The 20294-nt window shown below is 73.2% G+C and carries 11 protein-coding genes and 1 pseudogene; 1 reads left to right on the plus strand and 11 read right to left on the minus strand.

Going from position 1 to position 20294, the window contains the following annotated elements; translation table 11 throughout:
- Positions 1-98 precede the first annotated feature (98 nt).
- From cimA to ACGF12_RS16025, 4 genes and pseudogenes are all read right to left on the minus strand, one after another.
- On the minus strand, positions 99-1718 hold the full coding sequence (cimA, locus tag ACGF12_RS16010) for a citramalate synthase (protein ID WP_393029396.1): 1620 nt from the start codon (positions 1716-1718) through the stop codon (positions 99-101).
- Between the two features lie 389 nt (positions 1719-2107).
- A pseudogene (locus ACGF12_RS16015) lies at positions 2108-2191 on the minus strand (Uma2 family endonuclease); the annotation flags it as partial.
- A 61-nt stretch (positions 2192-2252) separates the two neighbouring features.
- Complete coding sequence (locus ACGF12_RS16020; protein ID WP_393029399.1) at positions 2253-3365, minus strand: branched-chain amino acid aminotransferase; 1113 nt, start codon at positions 3363-3365, stop codon at positions 2253-2255.
- 244 nt (positions 3366-3609) lie between these two features.
- A complete protein-coding gene (locus ACGF12_RS16025) occupies positions 3610-4647 on the minus strand; it encodes a 3-isopropylmalate dehydrogenase (protein WP_393029402.1) in 1038 nt (345 codons plus the stop codon).
- A 387-nt stretch (positions 4648-5034) separates the two neighbouring features.
- Here ACGF12_RS16025 and ACGF12_RS16030 point away from each other — a divergent pair, with 387 nt between their 5' ends.
- On the plus strand, positions 5035-7521 hold the full coding sequence (locus ACGF12_RS16030) for a YfhO family protein (RefSeq protein ID WP_393029404.1): 2487 nt from the start codon (positions 5035-5037) through the stop codon (positions 7519-7521).
- Positions 7522-7570: 49 nt separating this feature from the next.
- Here the strand turns inward: ACGF12_RS16030 and ACGF12_RS16035 are convergent, their stop codons facing one another.
- The 7 genes from ACGF12_RS16035 to ACGF12_RS16065 all read right to left on the minus strand — a co-directional run bounded on the left by ACGF12_RS16035 (position 7571) and on the right by ACGF12_RS16065 (position 20293).
- The gene (locus ACGF12_RS16035; protein WP_393029406.1) at positions 7571-10924 is read right to left on the minus strand and encodes a S8 family serine peptidase; all 3354 of its coding nucleotides are present in this window, start codon (positions 10922-10924) and stop codon (positions 7571-7573) included.
- 218 nt (positions 10925-11142) lie between these two features.
- On the minus strand, positions 11143-11304 hold the full coding sequence (locus ACGF12_RS16040) for a hypothetical protein (RefSeq protein WP_393029409.1): 162 nt from the start codon (positions 11302-11304) through the stop codon (positions 11143-11145).
- 287 nt (positions 11305-11591) lie between these two features.
- Positions 11592-13172: a phosphoglycerate dehydrogenase gene (gene serA, locus ACGF12_RS16045; RefSeq protein ID WP_387623791.1), complete on the minus strand. Its 1581-nt coding sequence runs from the start codon at positions 13170-13172 to the stop codon at positions 11592-11594.
- 242 nt (positions 13173-13414) lie between these two features.
- A complete protein-coding gene (gene ilvC / locus ACGF12_RS16050) occupies positions 13415-14413 on the minus strand; it encodes a ketol-acid reductoisomerase (protein WP_393029412.1) in 999 nt (332 codons plus the stop codon).
- A gap of 182 nt (positions 14414-14595) precedes the next feature.
- A complete protein-coding gene (ilvN, locus tag ACGF12_RS16055) occupies positions 14596-15120 on the minus strand; it encodes an acetolactate synthase small subunit (protein WP_097236150.1) in 525 nt (174 codons plus the stop codon).
- A 33-nt stretch (positions 15121-15153) separates the two neighbouring features.
- Positions 15154-17007: an acetolactate synthase large subunit gene (locus ACGF12_RS16060; RefSeq protein WP_393029416.1), complete on the minus strand. Its 1854-nt coding sequence runs from the start codon at positions 17005-17007 to the stop codon at positions 15154-15156.
- A 331-nt stretch (positions 17008-17338) separates the two neighbouring features.
- Entirely contained in the window at positions 17339-20293 is a 2955-nt protein-coding gene (locus ACGF12_RS16065; RefSeq protein ID WP_393029611.1) for a putative bifunctional diguanylate cyclase/phosphodiesterase, read from the minus strand.
- Position 20294: the final 1 nt, after the last annotated feature.

Here is a 20294-nt window from a genome sequence, read left to right on the forward strand (position 1 = left end):
GCCCCGGCCGGGCGGCCCCGCGCCGCGCGCCCCCCCCCGGCCCCGGGGCCGGGGGGGCCCCCCCCCCCCCCCCCCCCCCCCCCCCACGTTCGGGGCGGTTACTCGGCCGGCTCCAGCCCGGCCCGGATCAGGCCGTAGGTGTACGCGTCCTCAAGTGCCAGCCAGGAGGCGGCGATCACGTTGTCGGCCACGCCGACCGTGGACCAGGCCGCGGTTCCGTCGGTGGACTCGATCAGGACCCGGGTCTTGGAGCCGGTGCCGTGCTGGCCCTCCAGGATGCGGACCTTGTAGTCCACCAACTCGAAGGTGGCCAGCGGCGGGTAGATGCCCTCCAGGGCGCTCCGCAGCGCCTGGTCCAGCGCGTTCACCGGGCCGTTGCCCTCGCCGATGGCGATCCGGCGCTCGCCCTTGGCCCACAGCTTGACCGTCGCCTCGTTGCCGGAAATCCCGTTCGGTCCCTGCTCGCTGATGGTCCGCCAGGACTCCAGGGTGTAGAAGCGGTCCCGGCTGCCGCGCACCTCGTCGCGCAGCAGCAGCTCGAAGGAGGCGTCCGCGGACTCGTAGGTGTAGCCGAGGTTCTCCTGCTCCTTCACCCGGGCCACCACCCGGCCGGCCAGGTCCCGGTCGGTGGAGAGGTCGTAGCCGAGCTCCTTGCCCTTGAGCTCGACCGAGGCCCGGCCGGCCATGTCGGAGACCAGCATCCGCATGGTGTTGCCGACCAGCTCGGGGTCGATGTGCTGGTACAGGTCCGGGTCGACCTTGATCGCGGAGGCGTGCAGGCCCGCCTTGTGGGCGAAGGCCGAGAAACCGACGTACGGCTGGTGGGTGGACGGGGCCAGATTGACCAGCTCGGCGATCGCGTGCGAGATCCGGGTCATCTCGGCCAGCCGGCCCGCGGGCAGCACCCGCCGGTCGTACTTGAGCTCCAGTGCGCCGACCACCGGGAACAGGTTGGCGTTGCCGACCCGCTCGCCGTAGCCGTTCGCGGTGCACTGCACGTGGGTCGCGCCCGCGTCCACCGCGGCCAGGGTGTTGGCCACCGCGCAGCCGGTGTCGTCCTGGGCGTGGATGCCGAGCCGGGCGCCGGGCTTGTAGGAGTTGCAGTCGGTGAGGACGTCGGCGACCGTCTCCCGCACACCCGCCGGCAGCATCCCACCGTTGGTGTCGCACAGCACCACCACGTCCGCCCCGGCCTGGTGCGCGGCGCGGACCACCGCGAGGGCGTAGGCGCGGTTGGCCCGGTAGCCGTCGAAGAAGTGCTCGCAGTCGATGAACACCCGCCGGCCCTGGGCGCGCAGGAACTCGACGCTGTCCCGGATCATCTCCAGGTTCTCGTCCAGGGTGGTGCGCAGCGCCAGTTCCACGTGCCGGTCGTGCGCCTTGGCGACCAGGGTCACCACGGGCGCGCCGGAGGCGACCAGCGCGGCCAGCTGCGGGTCGTCGGCCGCCTTGCCGCCGGGCCGGCGGGTGGCGCCGAAGGCGACCAGCTGGGCGTTGCGCAGCTCCAGCTCGGCGGCGGCGCGGGCGAAGAACTCGGTGTCCCGCGGGTTGGCCCCGGGCCAGCCGCCCTCGATGAAGCCGACGCCGAACTCGTCCAGGTGCCGGGCGATGGCCAGCTTGTCGGCCACCGTCAGGTTGATGCCCTCCCGCTGCGCGCCGTCGCGCAGGGTGGTGTCGAACACGTGGAAACTGTCGTCGGTACGGCTGACCTCGGTCATGGCCCCTGGTTCTCCGTTCGGGGAGTTTGGTACTGCTCTGCCGGCTCTTCGTCCCGGCTCCACTGTCCAGGATCCCGCGTGCGCCCCCGGTGTCCCCGAGCCCCTTGTGGGGGCCGTCGGCCGGTCCGGGATCTGTGCTCGATGGGGCTGCGCCCAAAAAGCAAAAAACCCCTCGCGGGTGCGAGAGGTCTGCGCGCGGGTCTGGACGCTCATGGTCGCTCCGCATCGGGTCCTGCGGAAGCGGTCACTGCGGACCGGCGCGCCTGCTGCTAATAATCAGCGAAAGCGAGGACACGCTCGCAGTCTGACACAGCTTCCGCGATCCGGCCCACGCGTCTCGCGATACGGAACGGCTGCTCGACCGGCTCGGCGGTGTCGAGGGTGAGGCCGTGTTCACCGTCCGGCGGCGAGGTCACGACGATCTCCCCCTCGATCAGCTCAGCCTTGAACCCCGGAGGGGTGTCGAGCGCCAGGAAGGCTTCGAGGAGGTTTCGGCCCGGGCGCTCCGGCGTCTCGGAGCGCCCGGCCGCACGATCAGACGATCTTGTGCAGCCAGCCGTGGGTGTCGGGCGACTGGCCGCCCTGGATGGCCAGCAGGGCCCGGCGCAGCTCCATGGTGATCGGGCCGGGCTCGCCGGTGCCGACGGTCCAGTCGGCGGCGGCGGACTTGACCGAGCCGACCGGGGTGATGACGGCGGCGGTGCCGCAGGCGAAGACCTCGGTGAGGGTGCCGTCGGCGTTGGCCTGCTGCCACTCGTCGGTGGAGATCTTCCGCTCCTCGACCGCGTAGCCGAGGTCCGAGGCCAGGCGCAGCAGCGAGTCACGGGTGATGCCGGGCAGCAGGGCGCCGGACAGCTCCGGGGTGACGATCTTGGCGTCCTTGCCCTCGCCGAAGACGAAGTACAGGTTCATGCCGCCCATCTCCTCGACCCACCGGTGCTCGGCGGCGTCGAGCCAGACCACCTGGTCGCAGCCCTTCTCGGCGGCCTCGGCCTGGGCGACCAGCGAGGCCGCGTAGTTGCCCGCGCACTTGGCGGCGCCGGTGCCGCCGGGCGCCGCCCGGACGTACTCCTTGGACAGCCAGACCGAGACCGGCTTGATGCCGCCCTGGAAGTAGGCGCCGGCCGGGGAGGCGATGATCATGAAGAGGTAGGAGTTCGCCGGGCGGACGCCCAGGCCGACCTCGGTGGCGAACATGAACGGACGCAGGTAGAGGCTCTGCTCCGGCTCGTTCGGGACCCACTCCCGCTCCTGCTGGACCAGCAGCTCGACGGCCTCGACGAAGGACTCGACCGGCAGCTCCGGCATCGCCAGGCGGCGGGCCGAGGCCTGGAAGCGCAGGGCATTGGCCTCCGGGCGGAAGGTCGCGATGGACCCGTCGGTCTGGCGGTAGGCCTTCAGGCCCTCGAAGATCGCCTGGCCGTAGTGCAGCGTCATGTTCGCCGGGTCCATCTCCACCGGCGCGTACGGGACCAGCTGGGCGTCGTGCCAGCCGCGGCCCTCGGTCCAGCGGATGGTGACCATGTGGTCGGTGAAGACGCGGCCGAAGCCGGGGTTGGTCAGCCGGGCCTCGCGCTCCGCTGCGGACAGCGGATGGGCGGAGGGCTTGAGGTCGAACGTGATGGGCGCCTGGGTGGGCGTGCTCATGGCTGTTTCCTTCACCGTGGGGTTGGTTCGGGCCGCCCCGCCGAAGGAACGTTACGGCGATCCAACGCCGGAACGGACGCACAACGGCACGGCCCACTGTCGATACTCGCATCCAGAGGGCCGTGCCGAACAGCTTCCCTCTCCTTGGGGAGCTGCAAGCTGTGGTTATGCGGTCCGGCCCACCTGGCCGGACCTTGTCGCGATCCGGCCGCTAGCCGGAACCCCGCATATTGGATCCGGCCCGCTAGCCGGATACTCGGGCGGCGAGCGCGTCGCCGACCTGGGAGGTGGAGCGGACGCCGGAGCGCTCGGCGAGGTCCGCCGCGACGGCGGCCTCCACCTGGGCCGCCTCGGCGGCGAAGCCGAGGTGCTCCAGCAGCATGGCGACCGACAGCACGGTGGCGGTCGGGTCGGCCTTGCCCTGGCCGGCGATGTCCGGCGCCGAGCCGTGCACCGGCTCGAACATGGCCGGGTACTCGCCGCTCGGGTTGATGTTGCCGCTCGCGGCGAGGCCGATGCCGCCGGTCACGGCGGCGGCCAGGTCGGTCAGGATGTCGCCGAACAGGTTGTCGGTGACGATGACGTCGAAGCGCTCCGGCTGGGTGACCAGGTGGATGGTGGCCGCGTCGACGTGCAGGTACTCGGTGGTGACCTCCGGGAACTCCCGGCCGACCTCCGCGAAGATCCGCGACCACAGGTGCCCGGCGTGCACCAGCACGTTGTTCTTGTGCACCAGGGTGAGCTTCTTGCGCGGCCGCGCCTGGGCCCGGCGGAAGGCGTCGCGCACCACGCGCTCGATGCCGTACGCGGTGTTCAGGCTGACCTCGGTGGCCACCTCGTGCGGCGTGCCGGTGCGCAGCGAGCCGCCGTTGCCGACGTACGGGCCCTCGGTGCCCTCGCGGACGACCACGAAGTCGATCTGCGGCTGTCCGGCCAGCGCGGACTGCACGCCGGGGAAGAGCCGGCCCGGCCGCAGGTTGATGTGGTGGTCGAAGGCGAACCGCAGCTTGAGCAGCAGGCCCCGCTCCAGCACTCCGGACGGCACGCTCGGGTCGCCGATGGCGCCCAGCAGGATCGCGTCGAAGGCCTTCAACTCGGCCAGCACGCTGTCCGGCAGCGTCTCGCCGGTCCGGTGGTAGCGCCGGGCGCCGAGGTCGTACTCGGTGGTCTCCAGCTTCACGTCGGAGGGAAGCACGGCCTCCAGGACCTTCAGACCTTCGGCCACCACTTCCTGGCCGATGCCGTCACCCGGGACAACTGCGAGACGAATGGTGCGAGACATGCTCGGACCCTACTCCGGTGTCCCAGGTGCTGACACCTCGCGTCCAGCATTCGGACGCACGAGGGTGACCGTCAGTGGAAACGGGTGTCGAACTGTCAAGCGCTCTCGGAAGGTTCCGCTCGACGCATACACGCCCAGTGCGGCGTCCAGCTCGAAGGTGTGGGCGACCGGTTGTCCCTGCCTTCGGCGGTGCAGCCGGCAGCCGGGGGCCTCAGCCACTCCGGCATCGCAAGCTCGATGTCTCCTCCCACGGAAGCACCATCTCAGGCCGAAGCGCACTGACGTGTTGCCATCACTCCTTCGAGGGAGCGCGGATGATCAGAGTTGCGCCGGGGGCGCCCATAGGGTGGCGTGGTCCGAGGTTCCTGGCAGAAACGGGGCGCGTGCGTGAGGACCGAGCGGCGGCGGGAGGCGCTGGTCTGCGGGGGTGCGGCCGGGCTGGCGGCGGGCGGGTACGCGCTGGCCGCCGGGCTGCGCGGGCGGTGGCCGACCGGGGTGGGCGACCTCTCCGTGCCGTACCACGCCCACCTGTGGGACCTGCTGCACGGACAGGCCGCCGGGGACCTGCTGTTCAACTGGAACAGCGGCTACGGCGCCCCCTTCCTGCCGGACTTCTTCGCCTACCTGATGAACCCCTTCTCCTGGCCGACCGCTCTGCTCCCGCGCGACCAGGGGCCGCTCGCCGTCTTCCTGGTCGCCCTGGCCACCATCGGCCTCGCCACCGCCCTGATGGCCCATCTGCTCGGCCGCCTGCACCCCGGTCCCCACTGGCTGCGGGCGATCGCCGCCGTCGGGTACGGGCTCTGCGCCTGGGTGCTGGACGTGGGCGGGACGGCACCGATGTGGCTCTGGGGCCTGGTGTCGCTGCCGCTGCTCGGCCTGGTCGGGGACTGGTGCCTGCACGAGCGGCGCTGGGTGGCCGGCTCGCTGTGCGTGGCCCTCGTCTGGGCGGGCAACCTCTACACCGCCGCACTGGCCACCCTGATCGCCGGACTCCTGTTCGCCGTCCGCACGTTCGCCACCCCGCGGCCGTTCCGGCACCGGGTCCGGGCCACCGGGCGGGCCGTCACCCTGACCACCACCGGGGTGCTGCTCGCCTCCCCCGTGCTGTTCGTCGCCGTCCGCGCCGCGCGGGGCGCCCAGCCCGAGTCCCCGGTGCAGCCGGTCGGCCCGGGCGGGCTCGGCGGCCACCTCGCCCGGCTGCTGCCCACCGCCCAGGGCGGGCAGCAGCTGCCGGACGTGGCGATCGGAGTGCTCGGGCTGCTGCTGGTGTGCGGGCTGGCGTTCAACCGCCGGGTGCGGATCCGCGAGCGGGCGGTCTGGTGCGCGGCACTGGTACTGGTGGTGCTCACCTTCGTCTGGACCCCGACCGTGCTGGTCTGGCACGGCCTGGCGATCCCGGCCGGCGGGCCGTACCGGGCCGCCTTCGTGCTCAGCGGGCTGCTGGTGCTGGCCGGCTGGGTGTCGCTGGCCCACCGGCCGGACTGGCTCGCCCTGCTGGGCGGCTCGGCCGTCACGGCGGTGGTCGCCGTGCTGGCGGCGAGCCGGCACGCGGTCCCCGCCTCCACCTGGGTGCTGCTGGGCGTCGGCGGCGTCGTGCTGCTGGCCGCGCTCCTGGTGCTGGACCGCCGGCACACCGACCGCCGGGCGAACGTCCTCGCCACCTGGGTGCTCGGCGGCGCGGTGCTCGGCAACGCCGTCTGGTCCGGGTACGCGGCGCTCGGCGCGACCCCGGCCGACACCGCCTCCCCGGCCGCCGTGCGGGCCGGGTACGCGGCCGTACGGGAGGCCGCCGACTGGCCGGACGGCCGCAGCGACCCCGGCCCGCACGCCTTCGGCGCCAACGACCCGCTGCTGCTGAACGGCCAGGGCGGCGGCTACTTCAGCGCCTCCCTGCCCACCGTCACAGCCCTGCTGCTGCACGACCTCGGCGCGGGCTGGACGGCCGGCGGGCGGCAGACCACCAGCGTCACCGACCCGGTCGGGCGGGCCCTGTTCGCGGTCCGCGCCCACCTGGACGACGGACCGCCCCCGGACGGCTTCACCCCCGTACGGGCGGCCGCGCCGCCGCTGGTCACCGTGCTGCCGCCGGGGGCCCGCCCAGACACCTCCTCGGTCTGGTCCCGGCAGGAGTCGCTGCTCGGCAGCCAGGTCTACGACACCCCGCTGCCCGTCCCGGCCGGCGGCCCGGCGCCCACCCTGCACGGCAGCAGCGGTTGGTCGGTGCCGGGCGGCGGCGAGGGCACGGTGTTCACCGCCGGCTGCACCCCCGGCGGGACGGCCTACTTCCACGGGGTCTGGTACCGCGGCACGGTCAGCGGCCTGGGCACCAGCTACCGCAGCGACGGCGAGCAGCCCACCACGGCGGTGGCGATCCACCGGCTGGGGACCGTCCCGGCGGACGGGGTGGTCCGGGTGACCCTGCGCTCGGACGTCGTCAGTCAGGTCCCGGCCCGCCCGATCGGCTGCCTGCGGGCCGGCGCCCTGGAGGCCGCCGTCGCCCGCCTCACCGCCACCGGCGCCACCCGCGTCGAGGCCGGCGGGCACACCGTCGCGGCGGCCCTCCCGGCGGGCTCGACCGGCACCGCGCTGCTCTCGGTCCCCGCCACCGAGGGCTGGACCTGCGCCGTCGACGGCCGCCCCGCCACCGTCCCCACCCCCGTCCTCGGCATGATCGGCGTCCCCCTGGGCGGCGGCGCCTCCCGCCTCACCTGCGCCTTCCGCCCGCCCGGCCTCACCGAGGGCCTCACCGTCACCTCCGGCACCGCCGCGGTCCTCGCCCTGGTCGCCGTCTTCGCCCGCCTCTCCCGCCGCCGGACCCGAATCCCGCGCCGCGACCGCCGCCTGGCCGTCCAGGGCCCCGACGGGGCGTGACGAGGGGCGGCCCGCCGGAGTCCCGGCGGGCCGCCCCACTGGTCGGTGATCACGGCAGGGTGAGCACCTGGGCCCGCCGGTCCGCCGGGTTGAGGTGGTACAGCAGCAGGAGCCGGGAGCTGTCGCCCGCCGCCCGGTGCACGTCGAGGACGGTGCCCGGGCCGGCCGGGGCCACCACCGCGGCGGGGCCGGTGAGGCCGGCCTGGACGGAGAGGGCCGGGTGCAGGACGTCCAGCGGGACGGTCGGGCCGGTGCCCCGCAGGCCGATGGAGGAGTAGGCGTCGGCCGGATCGGGCCGGTCGCCGCCCACGACGCCGGTCCAGACGCCGTAGCGGACGGTGCTGTGGCCTGGCTTGACGCCCGGCAGGGCGCTCAGCCGGACCGGGAGGACCAGGACGTCGCTGTCCAGTAGCTCGGTGTCGGTGTCGCCCCAACGGGCGTTGAGCGGCTGGACGTCGAGCTCGGCGCCGGTGCGCGCGTCCAGGGCGCGGGAGACCAGGACGTCGCTGCCGTGCAGCCGGTCGGCCTTGAGGATCACGTCGGTGACGCCGTCCCCGTCGGTGTCCAGCGAGACCCGCACCCCGTACAGCCCGACCGGCGTCGCCGCCGGGGCCCACAGCCGCACGCCCACGTACAGCTGGTCGGCGTCGGCCGCCGCCCCTGCCGCCCGCAGGTTGGCGGCCCGGTCGCCGGGGTGCTCGACGCAGACGTCGTGCGGCTGGTCGGCCGGCTCGGCCGCGTCCGTGGGCCGGATGCCCGAGCCGGGGCCGACGGCCTTGCCGCCGCCGGGCGGGCAGTCGGGCCAGCGGGCGGCCTCGCCGCCGAGCGCGAGGGCGCTGACCAGCCCGGGCCGCTCACCGGGCGCCGCGCTGCCGCCGAGCACGACCAGGGTGCCGTCCCGGGTGGTCCGGACGGAGGCCGTCGCGGTCAGGTCGCTCGCCGGGCGCGGGGCGGCGAACACCGGCACCCGCAGCTGCGGCAGCGCTACGTCGACCGGGCTGAGCAGTACCCGCCCGGAGAGCTCGCCCCGGTAGCTGCGGGCCTTGCCGCCCTGCAGGGTGTCGATGGTCGGGTCCGGTGTGCGACCCAACTCCCCCGGTACGGACAGCGTCACCTTCACCCGTGCGGTGCCGCCGGCCGGCACGTCGACCTCGGCGGGTGTCACCTGATAGGAGGCGCCCGGGAGTTCGGTCGCGGCGGCGTAGCCGGTGCGGTAAGTCAGCGGAGAACCCGAGTAGTTGCGCAGCTCGATCTCCCGTCCGAGCGCCGTCGGCCCGCCGATCTCGACCGGGCCGAAGGAGACCCCGACGCTGCCCGCCTCGGCGCCCTCCCCCGCCGCGTAGGCGACCACCGGCGTGCGGACCGCCTGGTCGACCCGGGCCCGTCCGGCCCCGGTGCGCTCGGGCCCGTAGACCGGCCCGCCGTGGTCGTCGCCGAGCCAGGTGTCCGTGCTGGTGTTCATCAGCGCGGCCTTGACCTGCTCGACCGGCCAGTCCGGGTGCGCGGCGCGGACCAGCGCGGCCAGCCCGGCCACGTGCGGGGCGGCCATCGAGGTGCCGTTCTCGCGCTGGCCGCCGCTGCCGCTGCCGACCAGGGCCGACCAGATGGTCTCGCCGGGGGCCGCGAGGTCGGGCTTGACCACACCGGGCACGCCGATGCCCCGGGAGGTGAAGTCGGTGAGGGTGTCGACCCTGGACGGCTGGTTCCGGGGGACCGAGCCGTGCAGCGGGTTGCCGGGCGCGGCGAGCCGGACCCGGACGTCCCCGGCGGCCGCGGCCTTCAGCAGCCGCTCGCCGTCGGCGTGGCCGAGCAGCACGGCCGGGATCCGGTCGTCGCCCGAGATCTCGGCCAGGTGGTCGCTGTCGGCGGCGTAGAGCGCGCCGATCGCCCCGGCGTCGGCCGCGTGGTCGGCGCGCGGGCCGGAGTTGCAGGCCCGCTCGGCCTCGCCGGTGCGCCAGGTGAGCAGCGCGATCCTGCCCTTGAGTCGCTGCTTGTCGGCCTCGCTGAACGCGGTGCAGCCGTCCGCCTGGTCGACCGGCACGGCGAGCGCGCCGCTCACCTCGGCGGTGGACCAGCCCTGGTAGCGCCCGCTCCAGTGCCCGGGGACGACCCCGGCCAGCGGGGCGGGGTCGAGCACGGTGATGCCGTCCACGTCGGCGTGCCCGTGTACGGAGGCGGCGACGGTGATGGCCCGGGCGGCGGTGCCGGGGCTGCCGCCGATGCCGTACACGTCGCCCTCGTTGCCGGCGGCGGCGATCACCACGGTGCCGAGCGCGGCGAGCCGGTCGACGGCCACGGAGTCGGCGTCGTCGGGACTGCCGAAGCGGCTGCCGAGCGAGAGGTTGACCACGTCGAGCCGGTCGCCGAGGTCGCCGTCGCCGTTCGGGTCGGCGGCCAGGTCGAGCGCCTGGGCCATCCGGTCGGTGGCGCCGTCGCAGCCGAACACCCGGATCCCGTAGAGCTGCGCGCCGGGGGCGGCGCCGGGGCCGATCTTGAACGAGGCCGGGTCGAGCCCGGGCCGGTAGGGGCCGGTGTACGGACGGCCGTCGGTGGTGACGCCGTACCCGGCCGCCGTTCCGGCGACGTGGGTGCCGTGCCCGTTGCGCACGCAGTCGATCGGGTTGTCGCTGGGGTGCGGGACGGGCTGGTACCGCGGGGAGGCCGGGTCGGGGTTGTAGTCGTCGCCGACCAGGTCCTTGCCGCCGACCACCTTGGCGTTGGGGAACAGCGCGGCCGGCGCGGGCTTGCCGCGCTCGACCGAGCGGAAGGCCGCCTCGGTGCCGGGGCCGCCGAAGTCGGCGTGGGTGTAGTCGATGCCGCTGTCGATGATCCCGATCCGCATGCCCCGGCCGGTGTTCCCGGCGAGGGCCGAGTCGCCCTCCCAGACCTTCGGGGCTCCGGTCAGCGGGACGGAGTAGGCGTTGTCGCGCTGCTTGTTCACGATCGGGTGGACGGCCTGGACACCGGGCAGCGCCCGCAGCGCGGGCAGCCGGTCGGCGGGCGCGCTGACCGCGAGGCCGGTGAGCAGGGTGCGGGTGCGGTAGAGCTCGCGGGTGGCGGGCGCCGCCCGGTGGACGGCGTAGGCGAGCCGGTCGAGCGCGTCCCCGGCCCGGCCGCGCTGGGCGGCTCCGGCCCGGGCGGCCTCCCGGCGGACGGCCTCCGGCGAGCGCTGGGCCCGTCGGGCCGTCTCGGCGGCCCGCTGCCAGGCGGGGCCGGCCGCCTCGGTGGTGAGTTCCAGCAGGACGGAGGCGGTACGGCCCCGGCCCGGGGGTCCCGCGCTGGACGGGCCGCCGGCCGCCGGGATGGCGGCGAGCACGGCGCTGCTCGGAACGAACGCAGCTGCCAGCAGGACCAGGGTGAGACCGATCCGGGCGATCGGTCGGCGAACGGGTGGCAGACGCACTGGGCCCTCTCCCCCGGCCGGGGGAATGATCCGCACAGCGTGTCGCTGACGCCCGCCCGCGCGGACGTCGATCACCCTTCCGGGGGCCCCAAATTAGGATGATCGCGCCGGGGAGGGCGAGCAACTTCCCTCGAATGGAGCCGAGTTGCACCCTACGGAGTGACCCGCCGTCAGCCCGAACGGCCCAGTAGGCCGATGAACGCCACCGGCGGCACCGGTCAGTTGTGGCCGGTCACGCCGCCGTTGTCGCGGCGGTCGAGCGAGCGCTGCAGGGCGGCGGCCGCGAAGGGGTTCCGCTCGGCGGCCCGGCGACGGCGCGCGGCGCGGACGGGGGTGGCGGCGGGGGTGGTGGTGACGTGACGGTCAGCGGCGGAGGGCATACCGGGCTCCTTGGAAGCGGCGCTGCGGACGAGCAGCACAAAGGGGAGATGGGTACGCGCGGGAGCAGGGATCGCCTGCCCGTGATGGCGCACGCGCACACGGGCCGCACGCCCTGGCTACAGGGGCGGCACACCGTATGGCTCCTCCACCGTAAGGCCCCGCCCCGGCCGTGTCTGCACGAATACTTGGATTTCCTAGTATCTGAGACGGGAGCCACCCGGGAGCACGCAGCAGGGCCCGGACCACCGTCCGAACGGCGGTCCGGGCCCTGTTCGGGCCGGGAGGATCAGCCCAGGTCGACCGAGCGCGCGAAGCGGGCGCCGATCTCGGTGGCGATCGCCGTCAGCACGTCCTGGGGGATCTCACTGTCCACGGTGATGGAGGCGAGGGCGCTGCCGCCGTCCCGGGCGACCTGCATGCCCGCGATGTTGACGCCCGCGTCGCCCAGGTGGCGGCCGAGCACGCCGACCACGCCGGGGCGGTCCTCGTACTTGAAGAAGGCCATGTGGTCGGTGAGCGCCACGTCCACGTCGAAGGCGTCCACGCCGACGATCTTCTGGATCTGCTTCGGGCCGGACAGCGTGCCGGAGATCGCGATCTCCTCGCCGTTCGCGAGGGTGCCGCGCACGGTGATCACGTTGCGGTGCTCGGGGCTCTCGCTGGAGGTGGTCAGACGGACCTCGACGCCACGCTCCTGGGCGAACAGCGGGGCGTTGACGTAGGACACCGTCTCCGCCACCACGTCCTCGAACACGCCCTTCAGCGCGGACAGTTCGAGCACCTTCACGTCGTGCTGGGTGATCTCGCCGCGGACCTCGACGTCCAGGCGGACGGCCACCTCGCCGGCCAGCGCGGTGAAGATCCGGCCGAGCTTCTCGGCCAGCGGCAGACCCGGGCGCACGTCCTCGGCGATCACGCCACCCTGGACGTTGACCGCGTCCGGCACCAGCTCGCCGGCCAGCGCGAGGCGGACCGACTTGGCGACCGCGATACCGGCCTTCTCCTGCGCCTCGTCGGTGGAGGCGCCCAGGTGCGGGGTGGCGACCACGTTGTCGAAGGCGAACAGCGGGGAGTCGGTGCACGGCTCCTTGGCGTACACGTCCAGGCCCGCGCCGGCCACCCGGCCCTCGCGCAGGGCGGCGGCGAGCGCCTCCTCGTCCACGATGCCGCCGCGGGCGGCGTTGACGATGCGCACGGTCGGCTTGACCTTGTGCAGCGCCTCGTCGCCGATCAGGCCGATCGTCTCCGGGGTCTTGGGGAGGTGGACGGTGATGAAGTCCGAGATCTCCAGCAGCTCTTCCAGCGAGACCAGCTTGACGCCCATCTGCGCGGCGCGGGCGGCCTGGATGTAGGGGTCGTACGCGACGATCTTCATCCCGAAGGCGGACATCCGCTGGGCGACCAGGACACCGATCCGGCCGAGGCCGACCACGCCGAGGGTCTTCTCGCTCAGCTCGACGCCGGTGTACTTGTTGCGCTTCCACTCGCCGCCCTTGAGCGCGGCGTTGGCCGGGGAGATGTTGCGGGCGACCGAGATCAGCAGGCCGCAGGCGAGCTCGGCGGCGGTGACGATGTTGGAGGTCGGCGCGTTGACGACCATCACACCGGCCTTGGTGGCGGCTGCGACGTCGACGTTGTCCAGGCCGACGCCCGCCCGGGCGACGACCTTGAGCTTGCGGGCGGCGGCCAGCGCCTCGGCGTCGACCTTGGTGGCGGAGCGGATCAGGATCGCGTCCACGTCGGCGATCGCGGTGAGCAGCTCGGTGCGGTCGGCGCCGTTGCAGTGGCGGATCTCGAAGTCGGGGCCGAGGGCGTCGACGGTGGCGGGCGAAAGCTCTTCGGCGATCAGGACGACGCCAGATTTCACAGTGGTCGCAGTGCTCACGACAGTATGTCCTTAACTGTCCGGTTCCCCGGCGCACGTGGGTGGCGTGGAGAGCGGGGGAAGGTGGCATGCCGCGTAGGTAGACGCACGACGCTGTGGGCCTGACGCGCACTCGGAGTGTATCGACGGGCAGAGTACGAGGCTGCTCCCGTCAGGCGAAATCACCCGGACGGGAGCAGCCTACTTGTACAAGGCAGTGACAAAATCAGCGGCCCCGGGGGGGCTCAGGCCTTCTCGTTGACCCAGCTCATCAGCGAGCGCAGCTTCTTGCCGGTGGTCTCCAGCAGGTGGTTCTCGTCGGCCGTCTTGTACTCGTTGTACTTGGGCAGGCCCGCCTTGTACTCGGCGATCCAGGTGTTGGCGAAGGTGCCGTCCTGGATCTCGGCGAGGACCTTCTTCATCTCGGCCTTGGTGGCGTCGGTGATGATGCGCGGGCCGGTGACGTAGTCGCCCCACTCGGCGGTCTCGGAGACCGACCAGCGCATCTTCTCCAGGCCGCCCTCGTACATCAGGTCGACGATGAGCTTCAGCTCGTGCAGGCACTCGAAGTAGGCGATCTCCGGCTGGTAGCCGGCCTCGACCAGGGTCTCGAACCCGGCCTTCACCAGGGCGGCGGTGCCACCGCAGAGGACGGCCTGCTCACCGAACAGGTCGGTCTCGGTCTCCTCGGTGAAGGTGGTCTTGATGACGCCGGCCTTGGTGGCGCCCAGGCCCTTGGCGTACGACAGGGCCAGCTCGAAGGCCTTGCCGGAGGCGTTCTGCTCGACGGCGACGATCGCCGGGACGCCGCGGCCCTCCTCGTACTGGCGGCGGACCAGGTGGCCCGGGCCCTTCGGGGCGACCATGCAGACGTCGACGTCCGCCGGGGGCTTGATGAAGCCGAAGCGGATGTTCAGGCCGTGGCCGAAGAACAGGGCGTCGCCGGACTTCAGGTGCGGGGCGATGTCCGCCTCGTAGACGTCGGCCTGGATCGGGTCCGGGACCAGGATCATGATGACGTCGGCCTCGGCCGCGGCCTCGGCCGGGGTGACGACGCGCAGGCCGGCCTCCTCGGCCTTGGCACGCGACTTGGAGTCCGGCTTCAGGCCCACGCGGACGTCGGCGCCGGAGTCGCGCAGGGACAGCGCGTGGGCGTGGCCCTGGCTGCCGTAGCCGATGACCGCGACCTTGCGGCCCTGGATGATGGACAGGTCGGCGTCGTCTTCGTAGAACAGCTCGGCCACGGGGGCACATCTCCTTGCGTGTTGGTGCCGGGTGCGCGAGTCCTACCGTATGCGCAGCCGGGGTGGTGTGGGGTCGTCGCTAAAAGGTGTCGCGCGCCAGCGCGCCGTTGGACGGGTGGTGGCGGGCGACGGGTGGGCGAGACGGCGCTCGCGTGAGTCGCCGCGCTTGAGCCGGCGCCGGCTCAGGCGCTGCGGTCGAGGGCACGCAGCGACCGGTCCGTGATGGAACGGGCGCCGCGGCCGATGGCGACCAGGCCGGACTGGACCAACTCCTTGATGCCGTAAGGCTCCAGCATCCGGAGCATGGCCTCCAGCTTGTCCGAGCTGCCAGTGGCCTCGATGGTCACCGCTTCAGGTGACACGTCGACCGTCTTGGCCCGGAACAGCTGGACGATCTCGACGATCTGCGACCGGGTCTCGTTGTCGGCGCGGACCTTCACCAGGACCAGTTCCCGCTGGATCGCAGCGGCCTGGTCGAGTTCGACGATCTTTATCACGTTCACGAGCTTGTTGAGCTGCTTGGTGACCTGTTCCAGCGGGAGGTCCTCGACGTTGACCACGATCGTCATCCGGGACACGTCCGGGTGCTCGGTCGGGCCGACGGCGAGGGAGTCGATGTTGAAGCCCCGACGGGAGAACAGCGCGGCGATGCGGGCGAGCACGCCGGGCTTGTTCTCGACCAGGACGGAGAGGGTGTGCTTGGACATGGGATTCCTCAGTCGTTCTGGATAGGGGGGCCGTCAGTCGAGGTCGTCGCCGAAGTCGGGGCGGACGCCCTTGGCGAACTGGATCTCGTCGTTGCTGGTGCCGGCCGCGACCATCGGCCAGACCATGGCGTCCTGATGGACGATGAAGTCGATGACGACCGGGCGGTCGTTGATCTCCATCGCCTGCTTGATGACCGCGTCCAGGTCCTCGGGGCGCTCGCAGCGCAGGCCGACGCAGCCCATCGCCTCGGACAGCTTGACGAAGTCGGGGATCCGGGTGCCCTGGGCCGGCGGCTCGATGCCGTCGTGGTCGGGGCCGGAGTGCAGCACGGTGTTGGAGTAGCGCTGGTTGTAGAACAGCGTCTGCCACTGCCGGACCATGCCGAGCGAGCCGTTGTTGATGACCGCGACCTTGATCGGGATGCCGTTCAGGGCGCAGGTGACCAGCTCCTGGTTGGTCATCTGGAAGCAGCCGTCGCCGTCGATGGCCCAGACCGCGCTGTCCGGGCGGCCGGCCTTGGCGCCCATCGCCGCCGGGACGGCGTAGCCCATGGTCCCGGCGCCGCCGGAGTTGAGCCAGGTGCCGGGCCGCTCGAAGCGGATGTACTGCGAGCTCCACATCTGGTGCTGGCCCACGCCCGCCGCGTAGATGGCGTCCGAGCCGACGAGTTGGCCGATCCGCTCGATGACCTGCTGCGGGGAGAGCTGGCCGCTCGGAGCCGGCTCGTAGCCCAGCGGGTAGGTCTTCTTCCACTCGTTGAGCTTCTCCCACCACTCCGAGTAGTCGCCCTTGTGGCCGGCGTCGAACTCGGCCTGGACGGCGACGATCAGGTCGGCGAGCACCTCGCGGGCGTCGCCGACGATCGGCACGTCCGCCGGGCGGTTCTTGCCGATCTCGGCCGGGTCGATGTCGGCGTGCACGACCTTGGCGTACGGGGCGAAGCTGTCCAGCTTGCCGGTGACCCGGTCGTCGAAGCGGGCGCCGAGGGTGAACAGCAGGTCGGACTTCTGCAGCGCGGTGACCGCCGGGACGGAGCCGTGCATGCCGGGCATGCCCAGGTGCTGCGGGTGGCTGTCCGGGAAGGCGCCGAGCGCCATCAGGGTGGTGACGACCGGGGCGCCGGTCAGCTCGGCGAGGATCCGCAGCTCGGCGGTGGCCTGCGCCTTGATCACGCCGCCGCCGACGTAGAGCACCGGGCGCTTGGCGCTGACCAGCATCTTCGCGGCCTCGCGGATCTGCTTGGCGTGCGGCTTGGTGACCGGGCGGTAGCCCGGCAGCGCGGTCTCGACCGGCCACCGGAAGGTGGTGGTGGCCTGCAGGGCGTCCTTGGCGATGTCGACCAGGACCGGGCCGGGGCGGCCGGTCGCGGCGATGTGGAAGGCCTCGGCGATCACCCGGGGGATCTCGGCCGGGTCGGTGACCAGGTAGTTGTGCTTGGTGATCGGCATCGTGATGCCGCAGATGTCCGCCTCCTGGAAGGCGTCGGTGCCGATCGCCTTGGAGGCGACCTGGCCGGTGATCGCGACCATCGGCACGGAGTCCATGTACGCGTCGGCGATCGGGGTGACCAGGTTAGTCGCGCCTGGGCCGGAGGTGGCCATGCAGACCCCGACCCGGCCGGTGGCCTGGGCGTAGCCGGTGGCGGCGTGGCCGGCGCCCTGCTCGTGCCGGACCAGGATGTGGCGCACCTTGGTGGAGTCCATCAGCGGGTCGTACGCGGGAAGGATGGCCCCGCCCGGAATGCCGAAGACGGTGTCCGCGCCTACGGCCTCAAGCGAGCGGATGAGCGACTGGGCTCCGGTCATGGTCTCGGCGACGTGCTGGGGAGCGGGAGCGTGGGCGGCCGGGTTGTCCCCGCGGCGGGGGGATGCGGCGTGCTCAGTCATCTGCCTGTCTCTTCTCGGGTTTTGCCGGTCCGGTGCTGCGGGCCCCGGTGCTGCGAGGGTGGGGTCCCGGTCCGGGCCGATCGCCGGCTCTGCCTCCATCGTCCCGCTCGAATCCGACGAATCGGACTTCTCGGGGCGATCGGGCCAGGGGTCTTGCGGGAGTGGAACAGCGTCAGTGCAACAAAAAACCCCTCGTGCCCAAGGGCATGCGAGGGGTGGCGCGTCGGTCTGTCACGAGCGAGGCGTGTGAGCCCACTCAGCCGACGCGCCCGCCAAGTACGAGAATTCGGGTGCGCATGGCAACGACCTTCCTCCCGACCGGGGTGGCGTGTCAAGCAGGTGGGATCACCGTCTCGCCATGCGGACCCGCCCCTGGACCGGCGACGGCACGGCGTTCGGGCAGGTCCGAGGCCCCGTGGTCGGGCTGGGGAGCCGCCTGGTGATCTACGACACGACTTCCCGGGGCGTCCGCACAGCCACCCGTCCGGGTGTCCGCGGCCAGGCATCCGCGACGGGAGGAGAGCGAGCCGAGCGGCTTGGGCACCGGGTAGCCGCGGTGGGTCAGCGCCCGGCGCAGCCGGGTCTCGTCCAGCGGCGGGGCGAAGGCCGAACCCTGGGCCTGGCGGCAGCCCAGCTCCTGCAGCGCGGCGACCTGGCGGGGCAGGTCCACCCCCTCGGCGCCGGTGCTCATCCCGAGGTCGCGGCCGAGCCGCAGGGCGTGCCCGGCCAGGGTTCTGCTGAGCGAGGACTCGCCGAGGCCCTGGACCAGCGTGCGGTCCAGCTTGAGCCCGTCGAAGGGCAGCCGGGCGAGCGCCCCCAGCGAGCCGCTCCCGGCGCCGTAGCCGGCCAGCCGGGTGGAGACGCCGAGCCGGCGCAGCGCGGCCAGCCGGCGGCCGAGTTCGTCGGCGAGCGAGTCCGGCCCCATCCGGGCCACCTCGATCACCAGCTCGCCGGCCGGTAGTCCGCTGTCACGCAGCGCCGCGGCCACCGTCTCGTACAGGCCGGGCGAGCAGAGCCGCTGGGCGGAGAGCCGCACGGCCACCGGGACGGGCACCGCGCCGCCGCGGCCGCGGCCGGACAGGGCACGCCGGTCGACGGCGGCCGCGACCGCCTCGTGCACCAGCCAGCGGGAGAACCGGGCGCCCGCGTCGCCGCGCTCGGCCGAGTGCAGGAACTCGCCCGGGGTGAGCAGCAGGCCGCCCGCCGAGCGCCAGCGGGCCTGCGCCTCGACGCCGGTCACCGCGCCGCTGCCGAGGTCGACCAGGGGCTGGTGGAGCAGGGTGAAGTCGCCCTCCCGGACGGCCACCCGCAGCCGCTCCTCCAGCTCGCTGCGGCGCTCCAGGTCGGCCCGCATCGCCGGGACGTAGAGCACCACCCGGCCCTTGCCCTCGGACTTGGCCCGGTACATCGCGAGGTCGGCGTTGCGCATCAGCTCGTCGGCCGCGGCTCTGGGGTCGGCGGTCGGACCCCGTTCGGGGGTGCCGAAGGCGATGCCGATGCTGGCGGCGACGCCGAGTTCGGCCCCGCCGATCCAGTACGGCGCGGAGAGCGCGACCCGCAGCCGTTCGGCCAGCTCCTGCACCTGCGGCCGGCCGAGCGGGCCGCAGACCAGCGCGGCGAACTCGTCGCCGCCGAACCGGGCGACGGTGTCCCCGCAGCGCACCGCGCCCTGCAGCCGGCGGGCCGCCTGCACCAGCAGTTCGTCGCCGACCTGGTGGCCGGCGCTGTCGTTGACGGCCTTGAAGCCGTCCAGGTCGAGGAACAGCACCGCGATCCCGGCACCCGTCCCGCCCTGCTGGCCGCGGGCGCCGAGGGCGCCGCGCAGCCGCTGGGTGAACAGCGCCCGGTTGGGCAGGTCGGTGAGCGGGTCATGGAAGGCGTTGTGCTGCAACTGGGCCTGGAGCATGACGCGTTCGGTGACGTCCCGGCTGTTGAGCAGCAGGCCGTCGCGGTGCCGGCTGACCGTCGACTCGACGTGCAGCCACTCGCCGGCGCCGGCGCTGATCCGGCACTCCACCCGGGCCGAGGGCTCGGCGGTGCCCGGGGTGTGGTGGGCGGCGAGCCGCACCCGCGCGAGGTAGCGACGGACCTCGGAGAGCACCCGGTCCACGTCCTCGGGGTGGACCAGGTCCAGCAGGTTGCCGCCGACCAGTTCCTCCGGGTCCCGCCCGTAGACACCGAGCGCGGCCGGGGAGACGTACGAGAGCACGCCGTTGGCCCCGGCGATCATGATGACGTCGCTCGACCCCTGCACCAGGGAACGGAAGTGCGCCTCCTTGTGGCCGAGCTCCTGGGCCAGCGACAGGTTGTCGAGCAGCATCACGCCTTGCCGGAGGATCAGTGCCAGCCCGACGGTGCAGGCGGCCGCGGCTACCACCCGGTCCAACTCGCGCCCGCCGAGGGCGTTGTAGAGGATTCCGGCGGTGCACACGGCGGCCGCCGCGTACGGGGTGAGCGCGCTGAAGGTGGTGGCCACCCGGCGGCGCGGCACGCCGCCGGCCGAGGGGTGTTCGCGCAGCGGACGGCGCCAGCGCGGGGACCACGGTGCCCAGGCGAGCAGCAGGCTGCCGGAGAACCAGCCGGCGTCCAGCAGTTCGCCGGAGTGGTAGTTGCTGTGCAGCTCCGGGGAGGTGAACAGGGCGTCGCACAGCACGGTGAGGGCGAGCGCGAGCATCGCGGTGTGCACGGATGCCCGGTTGCCGTCCCGGCCGCGGAAGCGCAGGCCGATCACCAGGCTGACCAGCAGGATGTCCAGCACCGGGTAGGCCAGGCTGAGGGCGATGCGCAGCGGGGAGCCGTCCTCGCCGGCCGCGATCCGGCCGAGTGCCAGGCTCCAGCTGAGGGTGAAGAGCGAGCCGGCGATCAGCCAGCCGTCGAGCAGCAGGCAGAGCCAGCCGGCCGCCGAGCGCGGGCGCTGGGCGAGCACCAGAACGCCGATGATGGAGAGCGGGGCGAACAGCAGGAAGGCGTACGCGGCGAGCGAGTCCTGCGGCAGCGGGGTGCGCACGACCAGCTCGTACCAGCCCCAGGTGCCGTTGCCGAAGGCGACCATGAGCGAGGAGAGGCCGAACAGCAGCCAGGCCGGGCGGGCGTGCCCGTCGACCGCGCAGCCGTACACCAGGCAGGACAGGGCGGCCGCGAGGGCCGCTGCCGCCAGGCCGAAGTCGCCCATGAAGATGGAGAGTTGGCACGATCCCCAGCCGGCGGCCGCGCCCAGCGCATAGGCCAGGCAGAGCCCGCCGAGGGCGAGGCCGGGCAGCGCGCGGCTCCCCAGGAGCCGGCGCAGC

Source organism: Kitasatospora sp. NPDC048296 (genome assembly GCF_043201815.1).
Taxonomy (GTDB): domain Bacteria; phylum Actinomycetota; class Actinomycetes; order Streptomycetales; family Streptomycetaceae; genus Kitasatospora.

Bases quoted from the DNA above. Each gene is read 5' to 3' on its own strand.
- cimA (WP_393029396.1), bottom strand. From the start codon at position 1,718: ATGACCGAGGTCAGCCGTACCGACGACAGTTTCCACGTGTTCGACACC.
- ACGF12_RS16020 (WP_393029399.1), bottom strand. From the start codon at position 3,365: ATGAGCACGCCCACCCAGGCGCCCATCACGTTCGACCTCAAGCCCTCC.
- ACGF12_RS16040 (WP_393029409.1), bottom strand. From the start codon at position 11,304: ATGCCCTCCGCCGCTGACCGTCACGTCACCACCACCCCCGCCGCCACC.
- ilvN (WP_097236150.1), bottom strand. From the start codon at position 15,120: ATGTCCAAGCACACCCTCTCCGTCCTGGTCGAGAACAAGCCCGGCGTG.
- ACGF12_RS16060 (WP_393029416.1), bottom strand. From the start codon at position 17,007: ATGACTGAGCACGCCGCATCCCCCCGCCGCGGGGACAACCCGGCCGCC.
- ACGF12_RS16025 (WP_393029402.1), bottom strand. From the start codon at position 4,647: ATGTCTCGCACCATTCGTCTCGCAGTTGTCCCGGGTGACGGCATCGGC.